Origin of the sequence: Mycobacterium kiyosense (assembly GCA_021654635.1) — a bacterium.
Classification (GTDB): Bacteria; Actinomycetota; Actinomycetes; order Mycobacteriales; family Mycobacteriaceae; genus Mycobacterium; species Mycobacterium kiyosense.
Genome location: AP025179.1, coordinates 3,171,013 through 3,188,831 on the forward strand (window position 1 = coordinate 3,171,013; position 17,819 = coordinate 3,188,831).

General features: G+C 67.0%; 6 protein-coding genes and 5 pseudogenes. 9 read left to right on the plus strand and 2 right to left on the minus strand.

Going from position 1 to position 17,819, the window contains the following annotated elements:
* Window positions 1-79: 79 nt before the first annotated feature.
* Window positions 80-301, plus strand: coding sequence for a hypothetical protein (locus L6444_RS15015; RefSeq protein ID WP_236983741.1), 222 nt, complete (start codon window positions 80-82; stop codon window positions 299-301).
* 176 nt (window positions 302-477) lie between these two features.
* Window positions 478-642 carry a hypothetical protein gene (locus L6444_RS15020; RefSeq protein ID WP_236983743.1) on the plus strand — a complete coding sequence of 55 codons (165 nt, stop codon included), beginning with the start codon at window positions 478-480 and terminating at the stop codon, window positions 640-642.
* Between the two features lie 50 nt (window positions 643-692).
* Here the strand turns inward: L6444_RS15020 and L6444_RS15025 are convergent.
* A pseudogene (locus tag L6444_RS15025) lies at window positions 693-1,301 on the minus strand (hypothetical protein); the annotation flags it as partial.
* A 264-nt stretch (window positions 1,302-1,565) separates the two neighbouring features.
* Between L6444_RS15025 and ppsA the strand changes: the two are divergent.
* The 7 genes and pseudogenes from ppsA (at window position 1,566) to L6444_RS15060 (ending at window position 16,045) form a co-directional block, all read left to right on the plus strand.
* Window positions 1,566-3,963 (plus strand): annotated as a pseudogene (gene ppsA / locus L6444_RS15030) (phosphoenolpyruvate synthase).
* A 58-nt stretch (window positions 3,964-4,021) separates the two neighbouring features.
* Window positions 4,022-7,705 carry a trehalose-phosphatase gene (gene otsB / locus L6444_RS15035; protein WP_236974908.1) on the plus strand — a complete coding sequence of 1,228 codons (3,684 nt, stop codon included), beginning with the start codon at window positions 4,022-4,024 and terminating at the stop codon, window positions 7,703-7,705.
* Window positions 7,706-7,708: 3 nt separating this feature from the next.
* A pseudogene (locus L6444_RS15040) lies at window positions 7,709-8,915 on the plus strand (MFS transporter).
* A 25-nt stretch (window positions 8,916-8,940) separates the two neighbouring features.
* Window positions 8,941-10,618: pseudogene (locus L6444_RS15045) on the plus strand (NAD(P)-binding protein).
* On the plus strand, window positions 10,615-14,193 hold the full coding sequence (gene nifJ, locus L6444_RS15050) for a pyruvate:ferredoxin (flavodoxin) oxidoreductase (protein ID WP_236974912.1): 3,579 nt from the start codon (window positions 10,615-10,617) through the stop codon (window positions 14,191-14,193). Before L6444_RS15045 ends, nifJ begins: the two are co-directional and overlap by 4 nt.
* Window positions 14,193-15,209, plus strand: a complete 1,017-nt coding sequence (locus L6444_RS15055; RefSeq protein WP_236974914.1) for a dihydroorotate dehydrogenase-like protein — start codon at window positions 14,193-14,195, stop codon at window positions 15,207-15,209. Before nifJ ends, L6444_RS15055 begins: the two co-directional genes overlap by 1 nt.
* A 14-nt stretch (window positions 15,210-15,223) precedes the next feature.
* The gene (locus L6444_RS15060) at window positions 15,224-16,045 is read left to right on the plus strand and encodes an SDR family NAD(P)-dependent oxidoreductase (RefSeq protein WP_236974916.1); all 822 of its coding nucleotides are present in this window, start codon (window positions 15,224-15,226) and stop codon (window positions 16,043-16,045) included.
* A 19-nt stretch (window positions 16,046-16,064) separates the two neighbouring features.
* Here the strand turns inward: L6444_RS15060 and L6444_RS15065 are convergent.
* Window positions 16,065-17,557, minus strand: a pseudogene (locus tag L6444_RS15065) (DUF4185 domain-containing protein).
* Window positions 17,558-17,819 lie beyond the last annotated feature (262 nt).

Here is a 17,819-nt window from a genome sequence, read left to right on the forward strand (position 1 = left end):
GTAGCCTGCGGGCAGCCGCCGCAACCCCGGATCGCTACGGCTCGGAAGCAGCGGAGGTGCATCGGGTAAATTGCCGCCCATGCCCGACGATGACACTGCATTTCCCGACGACGTTCCCGTCGGCGACGCTGCCGAACAGCAGCGATTGGCCGCCGATGAGCCCGAAGACGAGGAGACGCCTCAGGATTTCGCCGGCGAAGTACCGCTGGAAGCCGACGTCGCCGATTGGCGGGAGCAGCAGGAAACGGTGTTCCTCGCGCCCGAGCCGGATGAGCTGACCGACCTGGACGAGTCCGGGTAGTAGCCCGCACTTCGCCTTGCGATGGCGCTAAATGACGCGCACGGTAAATGGACCGTCAAAGTCTGGTTAAAACGCCCCCGCCCGCATCGCCAACGGGTCAACGGACGGCAAAAATTGAGACGGCCCGGTCGATGACAGTGGCGCCCGAGCCGAGTCCCAGCCGATAGGAAGCCGTCATGTTGAACGTTGAGGCGAGGCTACGCCAGCAGTTGCGCGATTACGCCGTCGAATTACGTCAAGTGGCCTACACCCTGCCGAACGGGGTGGGTGAGCATGATCTGCTCCGACTCTCCGATCAGATGCGGGCGACCGCGGATCAGGTTCTCAGCAAAGGCGCTTGACGCCAGTCGCGCGGCATCGACACCCCGCCCGGCCTGATCGCAGCGGCCGAATAGTGCCGGCGAATCGCCGGCCCGTCGAGGCCGCAGGTAAACGCCAGGTAGTCGAAGAAGCCGTCGCGAACTGCAGCACCGGGTCGTCGTGATGAGGTTGTTCCAAGGGTGACAGCCCGGACAGGATCACATCTGCGTGCGGGTGGTTTCGTTGACCAATTGTCAACGGAGATCATGGCTTCCAGCATCGGCAGCGCATCATGGACCTTGTTACGTCCAGGTGAGGACACGCACCGGGTTGCCGACGATGGTGATCAGCGCCCTGAGCTGCCCCTCCGCCCGTGTGGCGATCTCTTCGACCATGCACGGCACCGGCACTTGGCCGAGAACCTCTTTGGGGCCCCGGGCCTGGTGCGCCACCGGTGCCGGTGAGTTCGCGTGCGCGGCGGTCTGCGTCCGCACCGGATCGATCACAATTACTCTGTCGCGCTTGAGAATTGCGCCGATCATTCTCATCACGTCCGGCGCGGCCAGCACCGAGCCCTGCGACGCGGCCGGGTTGGCGCCCATGATCACCAGCAGGTCGGTAGGGCAATGTCGGCAACCGGGAAGTTTCACCAGCCGCCGCACGTCAGATGCGACGAAAGGTTCTTCGGCCACTGGTCGACCGGCCGAATACGGTCCGGGTCGCTGCGCAGGGACACGAGCGAGGCGCCCGTGGGACGGATGTGCGTCACCAATTCGAGTGACCTTCGGCCCTGGCTTGGGATACCCCGCAATGAAAGGTTGGCAACGTGCATGGAGTGCACACACCGGACTCGACCGATGATCGCGGGATGCGAGACCACGCTGTTGCGCCACGGCCGATCGTTACATGATGTGTGGATCACGCTCGATACTGCCGGCTGCTTGACGCCCTGAGAGGACAGGTCATGAACAAGTCCGAGTACGTCCGCTTCTTCGACGACATCGGTATCGACGACGTGCCGATCGTGGGAGGCAAGAACGCCTCGCTGGGTGAGATGGTCCAGAAGCTGTCCGCGCAGGGTGTTCGCGTCCCGCACGGATTTGCCATCACCGCCCAGGCGTACCGGCACATGTTGGACCAAGCCGGCGCCTGGGATCGGCTGCACGCCGAACTCGACGACCTCGACCCCGACGACGTCGTGGCTCTGGCGCGTAAGGGTAAGCGCGCCAGGGAGATCGTCTACGGCGCCGGACTGCCCGACGACCTGGCCGCCGACATCCTGGACGCCTACCGCACGCTGCAGCAGGAGTACGGCGAGGACGTCAGCCTGGCAGTGCGAAGCTCGGCGACCGCCGAGGACCTGCCAACGGCCAGCTTTGCCGGGCAACAGGATTCATACCTCAACATCAAGGGCGCGGAGAGCCTACTCGACACCTGCCGGCGCTGTTTTGCCAGCCTGTTCACCGATCGCGCCATTCATTACCGCATCGACCAGGGCTTCGACCACTTCAAGGTCTCGCTGTCGATCGCCGTGATGAAGATGGTGCGCTCCGACCTCGCCGCCTCCGGTGTGATGTTCTCCCTGGACACCGAGTCGGGCTTCCGCGACGCCATATTCGTGACGGGCGCCTACGGTCTCGGCGAGAACGTGGTGCAGGGCGCGGTGGATCCCGACGAGTTCTACGTGCACAAACCCACGTATCTCGCGGGTCACCGGGCCGTGCTGCGCCGCCTCATCGGCGACAAGGCGGTGAAGATGATTTTCGTTGAGGGAGAGACGAAGTACACCACTCGCAACATCCCGACGCCCAAGGCCGATCGCGCGCGTTTCTGCATCACCGACGAGGATGTGCTCGAACTCGCCGGTTACGCGTGCGCGATCGAACAGCACTACGGCCGCCCGATGGACATGGAGTGGGCCAAGGACGGTCTGGATGGCCAGCTCTACATCGTCCAGGCCCGCCCCGAAACGGTGGCCTCGCAGCGCAGCGACACCGGGCTGGAAACCTATGTGATCGAGGGCCGGGGTGAGGTACTTGCCGAAGGGCGGTCGGTCGGGGGAACGGATCGCCTCGGGCGCGGTGCGACGGATCAAGGACCTCACCCACCTGTCCGATTTCCGCCCCGGCGAAGTACTGGTGGCCGACACCACCACGCCGGACTGGGAGCCGGTCATGAAGACGGCCGCGGCCATCGTCACCAACCGCGGCGGCCGCACCTGCCACGCGTCGATCATCGCCCGCGAACTGGGCATCCCCGCGGTGGTCGGCACCGGCGACGCGACCACCTGCGTGCCCGACGGCGAGCTGGTCACGGTGTCGTGCGCCGAGGGTGACACCGGCCGCGTGTACCGCGGCGAGGTGAAATTCCGGGTGGATCGCAGCGAGGTGGGTGACCTGACGCGGCCCCGCACGCAGGTGATGCTCAACCTCGGAAACCCGGACCTGGCCTTCAAGACATCGTTCCTGCCGAACGACGGCGTGGGGCTGGCCCGGATGGAATTCATCATCAGCGAGTACATCCGGGTCCACCCGCTGGCGCTGGTGCACCCCGAGAAGGTGGAGGATCCCGAGGCTCGCCGCACGATCGCCCGGTTGACCCAGGGATATGCGGACGGCACAAGCTTTTTCGTGGAGCGGCTCTCCGAAGGGATCGGCACCATCGCCGCCGCGTTCTGGCCCAAGCCGGTGGTGGTCCGGATGTCGGACTTCAAGACCAACGAGTACGCCAGCCTGCTCGGCGGGCCGCCCTTCGAGCCTGCGGAGAGCAACCCGATGCTCGGGTTCCGTGGCGCCTCGCGCTACGCGCACCCCGCCTATGCCGAGGGCTTCGCACTGGAGTGCCGCGCGATGCGACGCGTGCGCGAGGAAATGGGCCTGACGAACGTCATCCTGATGCTGCCGTTCGTGCGCCGGGTGGCCGAGGCCGACCTGGTTCTGCAGACGATGGCCGACCTCGGTCTGCGGCGCGGCGAGAACGGGCTGAAGATCTACGCGATGTGCGAAATCCCGAACAACGTGATTCTGATCGACGAATTCGCCAAGCGCTTCGACGGCTTCTCCATCGGCTCCAACGACCTGACCCAGCTCACCCTGGGCGTCGACCGGGACAGCGAGGTAGTCGCATTCGACTACGACGAACGCGACGAGGGCGTCAAGGAGATGATCCGCCTGGCGGTGGATGGCTGCCGCCGCAACGGAATCCACTCGGGACTGTGTGGGCAGGCGCCGTCGGACTACCCGGACATGGCCGAGTTCCTGGTCCGGATCGGAATCGACTCCATGAGCCTCAATCCCGACACGGTGATCAAGACCACGCGCCAGATCCTGCAACTGGAGCAACAGGTCGCGCCATCCCAATGACCAGCAACCCGTTCCCTCGCCCCCAAGCCCAGCACGCCGCTTTGAGCAGGAGCCTGGCATGAAGCTGCCGACCACCATCGACCCGCGGCACCACGACGCGGTGATCTTCGACCTCGACGGGTTGCTCACCGACACCGTCGGCGCCGACGCTGCGTCCTGCGCGCCGCTGTTAGGTCCCACGCTGGCATTGGCGCGAAAATTGCAGCGCGCCAACGTCGCCACGGCGGCGTGCAGGTCGGGCAGACACGGTCGCCAGGTGCTGAAAGCCGCCGGGATCGATGACATATTCGACGTCTGCATCGACGGCGAGGCGGAGGCCGGGGACTCGGCTGTCAGTGTGGACGCCAGCCACCGGCTCGGGGTGCGTCCACAACGTGCGGTGGTCGTCGGATACACCAACGCTGCCGTGACCGCGGGCCGCGACGGCGGATTCTGCCTCGTCGTCGGTGTCGACCGCGACGGCGGCGCCGACCGGCTGCGGCAAAGCGGCGCCGACGTCGTGGTGGCCGGCGTGGCCGACATCGCGGTGCGCTATGGCGACAAGCGCATGTCGGAAATCCCGAATGCGCTGAATTCCTACGGTCAGTTGATCGGCATCGCCAGCGCTCGAGAGTTGGCGCTGTTCCTCGATTACGACGGAACGCTGTCCCCCATCGTCGCCGATCCCGAGGCGGCCACCCTGGTCGACGGCGCAGCCGAGGTGCTGGCCCAGGCGGCCGAGGTGTGCCCGGTGGCGATATTGAGCGGTCGCGACCTGGCGGATATCCGCGACCGCGTCGGCGTACCCGGGCTCTGGTATGCGGGCAGCCACGGGTTCGAACTGATGGCACCAGATGGCAGCTACCACCAAAACGATTCCGCCGCAGCCGTTGTCCCGGTTCTGCAGCAGGCGGCTGCCGAGTTGCGCGACAGCCTTGCCGAAATTCCGGGGGTACGGGTCGAGCACAAGCGTTTCGCCGTCGCCGTTCACTACCGCGAGGTCGCACCAGAGCACATCGGCCAGATCGTCTCCACCACACACAAGCTCGCAAGCCGGGCCGGCCTGCGAGTGACCAACGGACGCATGCTCGTTGAGCTGCGACCCGACGTCGACTGCGACAAAGGCACCACGCTGGCCTGGATCGCCGACCGCATCGACCGCGGCCACTCCCGACTTCCGATCTACATCGGCGACGACCTCACCGACGAAGACGCCTTCGACGCAGTCCAATTCAGCGGCATCGGCATCGTGGTGCGGCACAGCGAGGACGGCGACCGCAGAACGGCCGCCCGATTCAGCCTGACCAGCCCGGACGAGGTGCGCGAATTCCTTCAGCGAGGGTCGAATTGGCTTGCCTATAACCACCAAACATCGTCCACGGCTTGGGATTTCACCTTCGAAGGATACGACCCGCAGAGTGAGAAGCTGCGTGAGTCCTTGTGCACGGTGGGAAATGGCTACTTCGCCACCCGCGGCGCCGCGCCCGAATCGAAAGCCGATCAGGTGCACTACCCGGGCACGTACGCGGCCGGGATCTACAACCGTCTGGTCGACAACGTATCGGGCACCGAAATCGACAACGAAAGCCTGGTCAACATACCCAACTGGCTGGCCCTGACCTTCCGCATCGACGACGGCAGCTGGTTCGACATCGACGACGTCGAGGTGCTGTCGTTCCGGCAGTCCCTCGATCTGCGCGGTGCGGTGCTGACCAGGGCCGTGCGGTTCCGCGATGACGCCGGACGCACCACTTCCCTGACGCAGCAACGATTCGTCGCGATGCACCTGCCGCACGTCGCCGCCCTGCACACGACGGTCCTCGCCGAGGACTGGTCAGGGACGATCGAGGTCCGCTCGACGCTGGACGGGAACGTCACCAACTCGCTGGTCGAGCGGTACCGGGATTTGGCCAACCATCATCTCGAGCTGTTGGAGAAGCGGGAGATCTCAGACAACTCCGTGCTGCTGTCGATGCGGACAACCCAGTCGCGCATTCCCGTCGCCATGGCGGCGCGCAACATCGTCTGGCGTGACGAGATTCCCGTCCCGGCCAGCTATCACCACTTCGAGCGGGCCGCCGAGGTCGGTCACGATATCGCCGTCGAGCTGGCGATCGGTGAAACGTTGACGGTCGAGAAGGTCGTAACGCTCTACACCGGGCGCGATGTTGCGACCTCCGAACCCGCGGTGGACGCCGAGCGCTTGCTGGGCCGGCTCGGCCGGTTCGCCGAGCTGCGGGACGGGCACCTGACCGAGTGGGTGCATCTGTGGGAACGGCTGTCCATCGACTTCGAAGACTTCGCCGACGAACTGCGCATCCTGCGACTGCACATGTTGCATCTGCTGCAGACGGTGTCGCCCAACAGTTCCGACCTGGATGTCGGCGTGCCGGCGCGCGGACTGCACGGCGAGGCGTATCGCGGGCATATCTTCTGGGACGAGCTGTTCATCTTCCCGGTGCTGAACCTGCGGCTGCCCATGGTGACCCGCTCGCTGCTCGGCTACCGTTACCGGCGCCTGCCTGAGGCGCGTCACGCCGCCCAGGAGGCCGGCTACGCCGGCGCGATGTTCCCCTGGCAATCCGGCAGCGACGGACGCGAGGAAAGTCAACGGCTGCACCTGAATCCGCGCAGCGGACGGTGGAATCCCGACTCCAGCGCGCGGGCCCACCACATCGGCATCGCCGTCGCCTACAGCGCGTGGAAGTTCTATCAGGTCACCGGCGACCTGGCCTACCTGATCGACTACGGCGCGGAGTTGCTGGCCGAGATTGCGCGCTTCTGGGTGAGCCGGGCCACCTACGACGAGGACCGCGGCCGCTACAGCATCCGCGGTGTCATCGGCCCCGACGAGTTCCACTCCGGCTATCCCGACGCGCCGTACGACGGCATCGACAACAACGCGTACACCAACGTGATGGCGGTCTGGGTGATCCTGCGCGCCTTCGACGCGCTCAAACTGCTGCCGCTGCCGAACCGAATCGATCTGCTGGAAACGCTGCGGCTAAGCACCGACGAACTGGCCCGCTGGGAAGACGTGAGCCGGCGGATGTACGTGCCGTTCCACGACGGCGTCATCAGCCAGTTCGAGGGGTACGGCGAGCTGGAGGAACTGGACTGGGACCGGTTGCGGCGCCAGTACGGCAACATCCAACGTCTCGACCGCATCCTCGAGGCGGAGAACGACGATGTGAACCGGTACAAGGCGTCCAAGCAGGCCGACGCCCTGATGCTGCTCTACCTGATGTCGGCAACGGAGTTGGGCGAACTGCTCGACCGGCTCGGTTACCGCTTCGACGTGGACACCGTTCCGGAAATGGTGGATTACTACCTGGCCCGCACCTCGCACGGGTCGACGCTCAGCGGTGTGGTGCACACCTGGGTGCTGGCCCGGGCCAACCGCGATCGGGCCATGGAGTTCTTCCAGCAGGCGCTCAAGTCCGACGTGTCCGACATCCAGGACGGCACCACCTCCGAAGGCATACACCTTGCGGCCATGGCCGGATCGGTCGACCTCATGCAGCGTTGCTTCACCGGCATGGAGACCCGGGCCGACCGGATCATTCTCGATCCGCATTGGCCGGAAACGCTTGGCGTGCTGGCTGTCCCGATCCACTATCGCGGTCTGCACCTGCACCTGCGGGTCAGCGGGAAGGGCGTGATGATCAGTGTGGATCCGCGCGACGCCCCCGGAGTCGACGTGCAATGCCATGGCAAGGTCGTTCACCTGATGCCCGGGACCGTCGTCCGATTCCCCGGCTGATCCATGGAAGTTCGTGCGGCACAAGGTTGGCTGACCCGCAATGTCCGGGTGCTTTCCGCGGTTTCGTTCCTCCAGGATGCCGCCAGCGAACTGCTGTACCCGCTGTTGCCGATCTATCTCACCGCGGTACTCGGTGCCTCGCCGGCCGTGGTGGGAGCCGTCGAAGGCGCGGCTGAGGGGGCGGCGTCGCTGACCAAACTGACGGCTGGGCCGCTCGGGGACCGCTTTGCCCGGCGCCCGTTGATCATGACCGGCTACGGGATGGCCGCGCTCGGCAAGGTGATCGTTGCGGTTGCCGGCGCGTGGCCCGGGGTGTTGAGCGGCCGGGTGGTGGATCGAATCGGAAAGGGTGTTCGCGGAGCGCCTCGCGATGCCCTGCTCGTCGATGGAGTCGACGAGGCCAGCCGCGGCCGGGTGTTCGGATTCCACCGCGCGATGGACACTCTCGGCGCGGTGGTCGGCCCGCTACTCGGGCTGGCCGGATACGAGCTGCTCGACCATCGGATTCCGCCGTTGCTCTATATCGCGATCGTTCCGGCCGTGCTGAGCGCGGCCCTGGTGCTGTGGGTGCGCGAACGGGCCCGACCGGTGCAGCGCGCGGCCCGCCAGCCGGTGCGCACCGCCCTGGGCAAGCTGCCGGGCCGATACTGGCGAACGATCGCTCTGCTGACGGCCTTCGCCGCGGTCAACTTCCCCGATGCGCTGATCCTGTTGCACCTCAACGAAATCGGGTTCTCCGTTGCCGAAGTGATCCTGGCCTACGTGGGATACAACCTGGTCTACGCGGTGGGCAGTTACCCGGCCGGAGCTCTCGCCGACCGCATCCCGAGGCCCACCGTGTTCGGCATCGGCATGGCCTTTTTCGCTGTCGGTTATCTCAGCCTCGGGCTCACCACCGACAAAGTTGCGGGTTGGCTCATCGTGGGGCTCTACGGCTTGTTCGCCGCATGCACCGACGGCGTCGGAAAGGCGTGGATCTCAGGGCTCGTTCCCGCCGCCCTGCAGTCCAGCGCGCAAGGCATATTCCAGGGCGCGACCGGCTTCGCGGTGCTGTCGGCAGGTCTGTGGGCCGGTCTGCTGTGGGGGGCCGGCCGGCCGGCTGCCGCTGCTGATCTCCGGTATCGCCGGAGGCTTGTTCGCGGCCCTACTGCTCACCTCGTCGATAGGCGCGGCGAGCCGCACCAAATCCCCCGCTGCGTCGGACGACTGAGATGTCCGGAATCTATGCTGGGCAGATGGCGGGTGACGAGCACGCCAGCAGCGAGGCCGGCCCGGGCGCGGTCGTGCCGTCGTTCTCTGACCTCACCGCACTTCCGGACCTGTCGCACGACCGGGCCCGGGCGGGACCGGTGCGCGAACGCCGGCCCGTCTACGTCGATCTGCTGCCGCCCTGCAACGCCGGCTGCCCCGCCGGGGGAGAACATCCAGGCCTGGCTCGCCCATGCCGCGGCGGGCCGGCACGAACAAGCGTGGCGTCAGCTCGTCGCGGACAATCCACTGGCGGCAATCCACGGCCGCGTGTGCTACCACCCCTGCGAAAACGTCTGCAACCGTGGCCATCTAGACAGCTCCGTATCGATCCACTCGGTGGAACGGTTCCTCGGCGACCTGGCATGCGAACGCGGCTGGCGGTTCGAGGCTCCCGCCCCCACCGGCAAGCGGGTGCTGGTCGTGGGCGCCGGGCCCAGCGGGCTGTCCGCTGCCTATCATCTGGCACGCCTCGGCCACCAGGTCGAGGTCCGCGACGCCGGGGCCGCGCCCGGCGGGATGATGCGGTACGGCATTCCCAGCTACCGGCTGCCCCGGGAGGTCCTGGATGCCGAGCTGGACCGGATCGCGGCCATGGGTGTCGTATTCACCTGCGGTCATCGGGTCGAGGACCTCGCCGCCGAACGGGACGAGGGCGACTTCGACGCGGTGTTCGTCGCGGTCGGTGCGCATCTGGCCAAGCGAGTCGACATCCCGGTGCGGGACGCCGCCACGATGGTGGACGCGGTGTCGTTCCTGCGCGACGTCGCCTCCGGCGAAAGTCCGGCGATCGGAAAGCATGTGGCCGTCTACGGCGGCGGCAACACCGCGATGGACGCCGCGCGGGTGGCCCGCCGGCTGGGCGCGCAGGATGCCGTCATCGTCTACCGCCGCACCCGTGTGCAGATGCCCGCCCACGAGCAGGAAGCCGAGGATGCCGAACGCGAAGGCGTGCGGATCAACTGGCTGCGGACCGTCAACGCGTTCGACGGACCCGAATTGCGGGTCGAGGTAATGGAACTCGACGAGTCGGGATATCCGCGGCCGACCGGGCGCTTCGAGACGCTGGCCGCCGACACCCTGATCATGGCGCTGGGCCAGGTAACGGAGTCGGCCTTCATGCGGACGCTGCCGGGAGTGCAGTTCGACGGCGACGGCAGCGTGCGCGTCACCGAGTCGATGATGACCGGCTGTCCGGGGGTTTTCGCCGGCGGCGACATGGTGCCCGGTGAGCGCACCGTCACAGTCGGTGTCGGACATGGGAAGAGGGCGGCCCGCAACATCGATGCCTGGCTGCGCGGCGACTCGGGCCTGCGCCCCGCGAAACACCCCACGGCGACGTTCGACGCTCTGCACCTGTGGTATTTCGGGGACGCCGCACGGCGCCGGCAGCCCGAACTCGAGCCGGCGGCACGCGTCGAGAATTTCCGCGAGGTCGTCGGCGGCCTGACCGCCGAACAGGCCACCTACGAAGCCAACCGGTGCCTGTCGTGCGGGAACTGCTTCGAATGCGACGGCTGCCTGGGCGCGTGCCCGGAGAATGCGGTGATCAAACTCGGTATGGGGCACCGGTACAAGTTCGACTATGACAAGTGCACGGGTTGCGCGGTGTGCTTCGACCAGTGCCCCGTGCACGCCATCGAGATGTTCCCGGAGCCACGATGACTCGAGCCACCCTGGACGGCAACGAGGCCGCCGTCTCAGTCGCCTACCGACTCAACGAGATCTGCTGCATCTACCCCATCACACCGTCGTCGCCGATGGCCGAGTTGGCCGACGAATGGTCCAGTGCGGCAAGGCCGAACGTGTGGGGTACCGTCCCCGCAGTCGTCGAGATGCAAAGCGAGGGCGGTGCGGCCGGCGCCCTGCATGGCGCGTTGCAGAGCGGGGCGTTGACCACGACCTTCACCTCGTCGCAGGGCCTGCTGCTGATGCTGCCGAACATGTACAAGATCGCCGGCGAACTCACTTCGGCGGTCATCCACGTTGCAGCGAGATCGGTTGCTGCACAAGGGTTGTCGATCTTCGGTGATCACTCCGACGTGATGGCGGTGCGGCAGACCGGATTCGCGCTGCTGGCCGCCGCCTCGGTGCAGGAGGCGCACGATCTGGCGCTGGTCGCGCAGGCGGCCACGCTGACCACCCGGGTACCGTTCGTGCATTTCTTCGACGGATTCCGGACTTCGCACGAACTCAACACGATCGAGACGCTGTCCGATGACGACCTGCGCGACCTGGTGCCTCAGGAGTTGGTCTGGGCGCATCGCGGACGTGCGCTGTCCCCCGAGCACCCGTTCATCCGCGGCACCGCGCAGAACCCCGACGTCTACTTCCAGGCGCGGGAAACGGTGAACCCGTTCTACGCCCGCGTTCCGGAGGTGCTCGAGGAGCTGATGACCCGGCTGGGCGAACGCACCGGCAGAAGCATGCACATCGTCGAGTATCACGGGGATCCGCAGGCGCAGCGGGTGCTGGTGTTGATGGGTTCGGGCGCCCAGACCGCGGTGCAGACCGTTGCGGCTCTGGCCGCGCGTGGCGAGCGGGTCGGGGTGCTGCAGATCCGGCTGTACCGCCCCTTTCCCACCGAGGCCTTTCTCGGCGCACTGCCCGCCACCGTGCGCACGATCGGCGTGCTGGACCGCACCAAGGAACCCGGATCCGTCGGCGAGCCGCTGTATCTGGACGTGGTGGCGGCGCTGGCCGGCGCCCACGCCGACGGGCAACGGACCGTCATGCCCCGCGTCACGGGCGGACGCTACGGACTGTCCTCCAAGGAGTTCACCCCCGCGATGGTTGCCGGCGTGTTCGCCGAACTGGCTCGCCCGCAACCGCGGCGGCGATTCACCGTCGGCATCGACGACGACGTCTCCGGCACCAGCGTGGCCTACGACCCATCCTTCGACGTCGAATCGCCCGACACGGTCCGGGCGATCTTCTTCGGGCTGGGTTCGGATGGCACGGTCAGCGCCAACAAGAACACCATCAAGATCCTCGGCTCGGAAGCCGGCCTGCACGCGCAGGGTTACTTCGTCTACGACTCCAAGAAATCGGGTTCGCAGACCGAGTCGCATCTGCGCTTCGGGCCTAACCCCATCCGGGCTCCGTATTTGGTGTCGGGCGCTAATTTCGTTGGCTGCCATCAGTTTCGCTTCCTGGACAAGGTCGACGTGCTGGGTCGGGCGGCGCCGGGTGCGGTGTTGCTGCTGAACTGCCGGCACCCGGTGGACAAGGTCTGGGACGCGCTGCCCCGGCCGGTTCAGGAACAGATCCTGGACAAGCGGATCACCCTGTACACCGTGGACGCCGGCCGGATCGCCCGTGAGGCCGGACTCGCCGGGCGAATCAACATCGTCCTGCAGACCTGCTTCTTCGCGATATCGAAGGTGCTGCCGCGCGAGCAGGCGATCGCCCGGATCAAGAACTCGGTGCAGAAGATGTATGCCAGCCGAGGCGGCGACGTGCTGCAGAAGGAAATGGCGGCGGTGGACCGCGCCCTGGACGGGTTGTACCGGGTGGAGGTGCCTGCCCTGGTCACCTCGACCCGGATGCCGCCGCCGACGGTGCCCGACGGCGCCCCGGAGTTCGTCCGCACCGTCACCGCGGAGATGATGGCCGGACGCGGAAACGCCCTGCCGGTCAGCGCACTTCCGGTGGACGGCAGCTATCCCAGTGGCACCACCGCATACGAGAAGCGCAACATCTCCGAGTTGGTGGCGGTGTGGGATGCGGGCAGTTGCATCCAGTGCGGCAACTGCGGTTTCGTCTGCCCGCACAGCGTGATTCGGTCGAAGTTCTACGACCAGGCCCTGCTCGCCGGCGCACCGGAGAATTTCGACTCCGCCCCGCTCAACGCGGTCGGACTGCCCGACACCAGGTACTCGCTGCAGGTGTACGTCGAGGACTGCACCGGCTGCGGCCTGTGCGTCGAGGCATGCCCGGTGGTCATACCGGGCAGCACGGGCACCAAAGCCATCAATCTCGGCCCCAGGGAGCCGCGGGTCGACGGCGCCCGGAACAATATCGAGTTCTTCGAGACGCTGCCGAACAACGACCGATCCCGGGTGGACTTCGGCACCGTGCGCGGAACCCAGTTCCTGCAGCCACTTTTCGAGTTCTCCGGCGCCTGCGCGGGCTGCGGTGAGACCCCGTACCTCAAGCTGCTCTCGCAGCTCTTCGGCGACCGGCTGATGGTCGCCAACGCGACCGGCTGTTCGTCCATCTACGGGGGCAACCTGCCCACCACGCCGTGGACGGCCGACGCCGAGGGGCGTGGCCCGGCGTGGTCCAACTCGCTGTTCGAGGACAACGCCGAGTTCGGCCTCGGCTTCCGGTTGGCCGACGACGCCCACGTGCAGCTGGCCCGGCGGCGGTTGAGCGGGCTGCGCGACGTCCTGGGTGCCGAACTGGTCGACGCCATCCTGACGGCGCCGCAGCTGCGGGAGTCCGAACTGCGCGCACAGCGCGCGCGGGTGGCCGAACTGCGGCGCCGCCTCGACGATCTCGAACCCGCCGGCGACGACGTGGGTGATCTGCGCAGCGTGCTGGACCACCTGGTGCGGCGCAGCGTGTGGATCGTCGGCGGCGACGGCTGGGCCTACGACATCGGGTTCGGCGGGCTCGACCACGTGCTGGCCAGCGGGCGCAACGTCAACGTGCTGGTGCTCGACACCGAGGTCTACTCCAACACCGGCGGCCAGATGTCGAAAGCGACCCCGCTGGGTGCGGTGGCCAAGTTCGCCGCCGGGGGCAAGACCGTCCCGTTGAAAGACCTTGCGCTGCAGGCGATCGCCTACGGCAACGTCTACGTCGCCAAGGTCGCCATGGGCGCCGACCCGCAACAGACGCTACAGGCGTTCCGCGAGGCGGAGGCCTACGACGGCCCCTCCCTGATCATCGCCTACAGCCAGTGCATCGCCCACGGCATCGAGATGCGGCACGGGATGGATCAGCAGTACCGTGCCGTGGCGAGCGGGCACTGGCCGCTGATCCGCTACGACCCGATGCTGCGGGCGGCCGGAGAGAACCCGTTCCTGCTCGACTCGCATCAGCCGCGTATTCCCCTGGCCGACTACCGCAACGGGGAACTGCGTTTCCGTGCGCTGGCCAACGCCAACCCGGCCGAGTACGACCGGCTCCTCGGACTGGCCGAACAAGCCAACGCCCAACGCTGGAATGTCTACCAGGAGATGGCTTCTCGCGGTCCCGAACACTTCCGTGCCGACGCCCGCAAGGAACACTGATGGACCTGTCGACTCGCTATCTGGGGCTCGCACTGCCCAACCCCCTGGTCGCGGCCGCGTCCCCGTTGTCCCGGACCGTCGAAGGCGTCCGGCGACTTGCGGATGCCGGGGTCGGTGCGGTCGTGCTCTATTCGCTGTTCGAAGAGCAACTGCGCCGCGAGGCCGAACGCAATGCACGTCTGGCCGAGGCGGGCACCGAGAGCTTCGCCGAGTCCTTGTCGTATTTCCCGCAGGTCGCCGATGAGGACCACGGCCCGCGCCGCTACTTGAGCATGCTCGAACGGGCGGCCGGTGCCGTCTCGGTGCCCGTGATCGGTAGCCTCAACGGCAGCACGCCCGGCGGATGGACCTACTACGCACGGTCCATGCAGGAATGCGGTGCTGCCGCAATCGAATTGAACGTCTACTACCTGCCCGGGGATCCGCTGATCAGCGGCCGTGACGTCGAACAGCGTCACCTCGACATCCTGGCGCGGGTCAAAGACGCGGTGACCGTACCCGTCGCGGTGAAACTCAGTCCCTACTTCAGCGCGACCGGTGAGATGGCGCGGCGTCTCGACGAAGCCGGCGCGGACGGGCTCGTCCTGTTCAATCGGTTCCTACAGGCCGACATCGACCCCGAGACCCTCACCGTGCAGCGTGGCGTGTCACTGTCCACGGCCGCGGAAATGCGATTGCCGTTGACGTGGATCACGTTGCTGCGCGGCCGAATCCGGGCTTCGCTGGCCGCGACGACCGGCGTTGAGAGTGCCACGGAACTGATCAAGTACCTGCTGGCCGGCGCGGATGTGGTGATGAGCGCGTCGGCGCTGCTGCGCCACGGCCCCGAGTACGCCGCCGTGCTCCTCGAGGGCCTACGAGACTGGATGCGGCGCAAGGAATTCAACACAGTCGAGGAACTGCGCGGGATGCTCGCCGCCACGCCTGCCCCCAACGGTGCGGACGAGACCACCCGCGAGCGCTGGGACTACGTCAGCGCACTGCGCCAGGCCGACGACTCCGGTTACGCCCCCTGATGGATTCCCTCGGCATGCTGCTCCCCGATTTGGTGTGCGTGGTCACCGGCGGAGGCGACGGTATCGGTGCGGCAACGTCGCGGCTGTTCGCGCAGCACGGTGCTCGAGTGGTGATCGCCGACATCGACGCCGAGCGCGCCCAGCGGACGGCCGAGGAGATCGAATCGGGAGGCGGAACGGCACTGCCCGTCGTCACCGATGTCCGGGAGGACGCACAGGTCGCCGCGCTGGCGGCCGCCGTACTGGACCGCTTCGGCCGGGTGGACGTGCTGGTGAACAACGTGGGTCACTGGGTGCGTCATCCCGGCCCGTTCGCCGGCACCGACCCGCGGTGTTGGGATGAGTTGTACCGGGTGAACCTGCAGCACGTCTTCCTGGTCACCCGCGCCTTCCTGCCGGCGATGATCGAGCAGCAATCAGGCGCGATCGTCAACGTCTCGTCGGTGGAAGGGTTGCGCGGCTACCCCGAGGATCCGGTCTACGCCGCCTTCAAGGCCGCCGTCGTCCATTTCACCCGCAGCCTGGCGGTCCAGGTAGGCCGGGACGGCGTGCGGGTCAACGCAATCGGTCCCGATGTCACCGAGTCGCTGCAGGTGCCCTACTCGCAGTGGCTGTCCGCCGAGGAGCAGACGCAGTGGCCGAAGTGGGTGCCGCTGGGGCGGATGGGCGTGCCGGAGGATCAGGCGCGAGTCATCCTGTTTCTGGCGTCGGACCTGTCGGCGTTCGTCACCGGCCACACGATTCCGACCGACGGCGGCACCGGCGCCGCGGGCGGCTGGTTCCGCTCGTCGCGCCGGGCGGGCCGGGACTGGACGAACCGGCCCTTCGACGCCTGACGGCGCCGTTTTGCGCTACTCAGCCCAGCGTGGTGTGCATCAACATGACGTCGTATGCCGACCACAGCGACAGGTTGAAATACACGTCCTTGCCCGTGGTCCAGGGATGCATCATCGGCGCGTAGATGCCGCCGGGCATCTGGAAGCTCGAGACCAGCAGATGCTCCGGGCTGTAGGGCCCTTGCGGCGTCGGTGCGGTCCGGGCCACCACGTCGTTGGCGCCGTTGGTGTACATCACCAGGTACTGCTTGAGATAGGTGTTGTACTGAGCCGACATCTCGGCCACCGGACCCGGGATGACCGGGGTGGCCGCCGACGGCTTGTTCGGCACCCAGGAGTTCGAATCTCCGTTCCAGTACTCGTATTTGGTCAGGTCCGGGATGAAGCGCGGCTGTACCCGCGACAGGTGTGCCGCGCCACCGCGACCGTTCGGGGTCCCGAACGAGTAGAGGTAGCCGTCGTTGCCCTTGACGTACGCGCCCATCTGGAAGTTCTCATTGCCCTCCACGTACGGGACCCGCGCGGCGTCAGGCCCGTTGGCGCGAATGGTGCCCGGATACACCGACCAGGTCTGGCCGTTGTCGGTGGACATCGCGACCCCGGAGTAGTTCGTCCACCATTCCCCGTCGCGGCCCCAGTCCTTGATCGACATGAAGTTGATGTACTGGGTTTTCCCGACGGAGATGGCGGCGGTCGGGATGATTCCGGTCTCTTCCTTCGCGTACTTGATGCTGTTGATGACCTGCCGGGAGAAGCCCGGCTGCTGGGTCGGCGATCCTGCATACCGGTTGGACGGGTCGCCTTCGGCCACATGCATCCCATGGGACAGGTCGTGGTCGTTGCTGCGGAACAGCACGTTGTACCGCCACTGGTCACCATGGACAGCGCAGTAGCCGAACGTGTCGCCGAAGGCCATCAGGACTTGATGGTTGGCGGGATCGCCGTTGTCCCAAAGGATCCCAAGGTCAGTCCCGGAGATGCCGAAGCGCTGCAGGGTCTTGTTCGGGCCGTCGGGGCCGGTCACCCATTCGACCAGCGAGGTGTTGGAACCGCCGAGCGCCCCCATCGCATCCGGCGCCCCCGGTGGGGCGGCGGCCGGTTCCGGGGCCGGGTTCGGCGGGGTACGGCGGCCTCCGGCGCCATTTGCGCGGCCTGGGGCTGCTGGCCCGCGGCCGGCGGCGTGGGGGCCGGTGGCCCGGGGTTGGCACCGGGCACGCGTGCCTGCTGTTGGATCGGCGCGGAGTACCGCTGACCCGGCTGCAGCATCCGCTGCAACGGCCCGACCCTGGGCAGCGGCGCACGATCGTTCGCGCCGCGGGGCCGCTTGTTCAGCGGGCCGAGTACCTTGCCACCGGGGTTGGTGACCACCGCATTGGCCGGAGGCGGAACGTTGGCTTCGGGCGCACTGCACGGCAATGCGTTCGCGGCCGGCGCAAGGCCGATGGGCAGGATGAGCCCAACAGCGGCCGCCGCCGCCAGCGATACCGAGACGAAGCGAGGAATCGCCGACATGTCACACCTCTCCGGGGACCGGACGCCGATTGACGTCCGCATTGGGTTGATGTGACGATAGTGAGCAATGAGACGCTTGTGACCGTTGAGCAGTCAAAAGGTACGCGTCTGTGACCGTGTCGCAATCCACCATTCGGCGCGATACGGACCGGCCGGTCGCGATACTTCACGACCCGTTCCCGCGGCGCTGAGAGCCATCTCATGCTTAGCCTGCCCCCGCGCTGGATATATACGCTTGGGCACGGTTCGGTTCGGGCACGGA

What these genes read in the sequence shown, in the direction of transcription:
- L6444_RS15015 (WP_236983741.1), top strand. Translation starts at nt 80, where the DNA reads ATGCCCGACGATGACACTGCATTTCCCGACGACGTTCCCGTCGGCGAC.
- L6444_RS15020 (WP_236983743.1), top strand. Translation starts at nt 478, where the DNA reads ATGTTGAACGTTGAGGCGAGGCTACGCCAGCAGTTGCGCGATTACGCC.
- otsB (WP_236974908.1), top strand. Translation starts at nt 4,022, where the DNA reads ATGAAGCTGCCGACCACCATCGACCCGCGGCACCACGACGCGGTGATC.
- nifJ (WP_236974912.1), top strand. Translation starts at nt 10,615, where the DNA reads ATGACTCGAGCCACCCTGGACGGCAACGAGGCCGCCGTCTCAGTCGCC.
- L6444_RS15055 (WP_236974914.1), top strand. Translation starts at nt 14,193, where the DNA reads ATGGACCTGTCGACTCGCTATCTGGGGCTCGCACTGCCCAACCCCCTG.
- L6444_RS15060 (WP_236974916.1), top strand. Translation starts at nt 15,224, where the DNA reads ATGCTGCTCCCCGATTTGGTGTGCGTGGTCACCGGCGGAGGCGACGGT.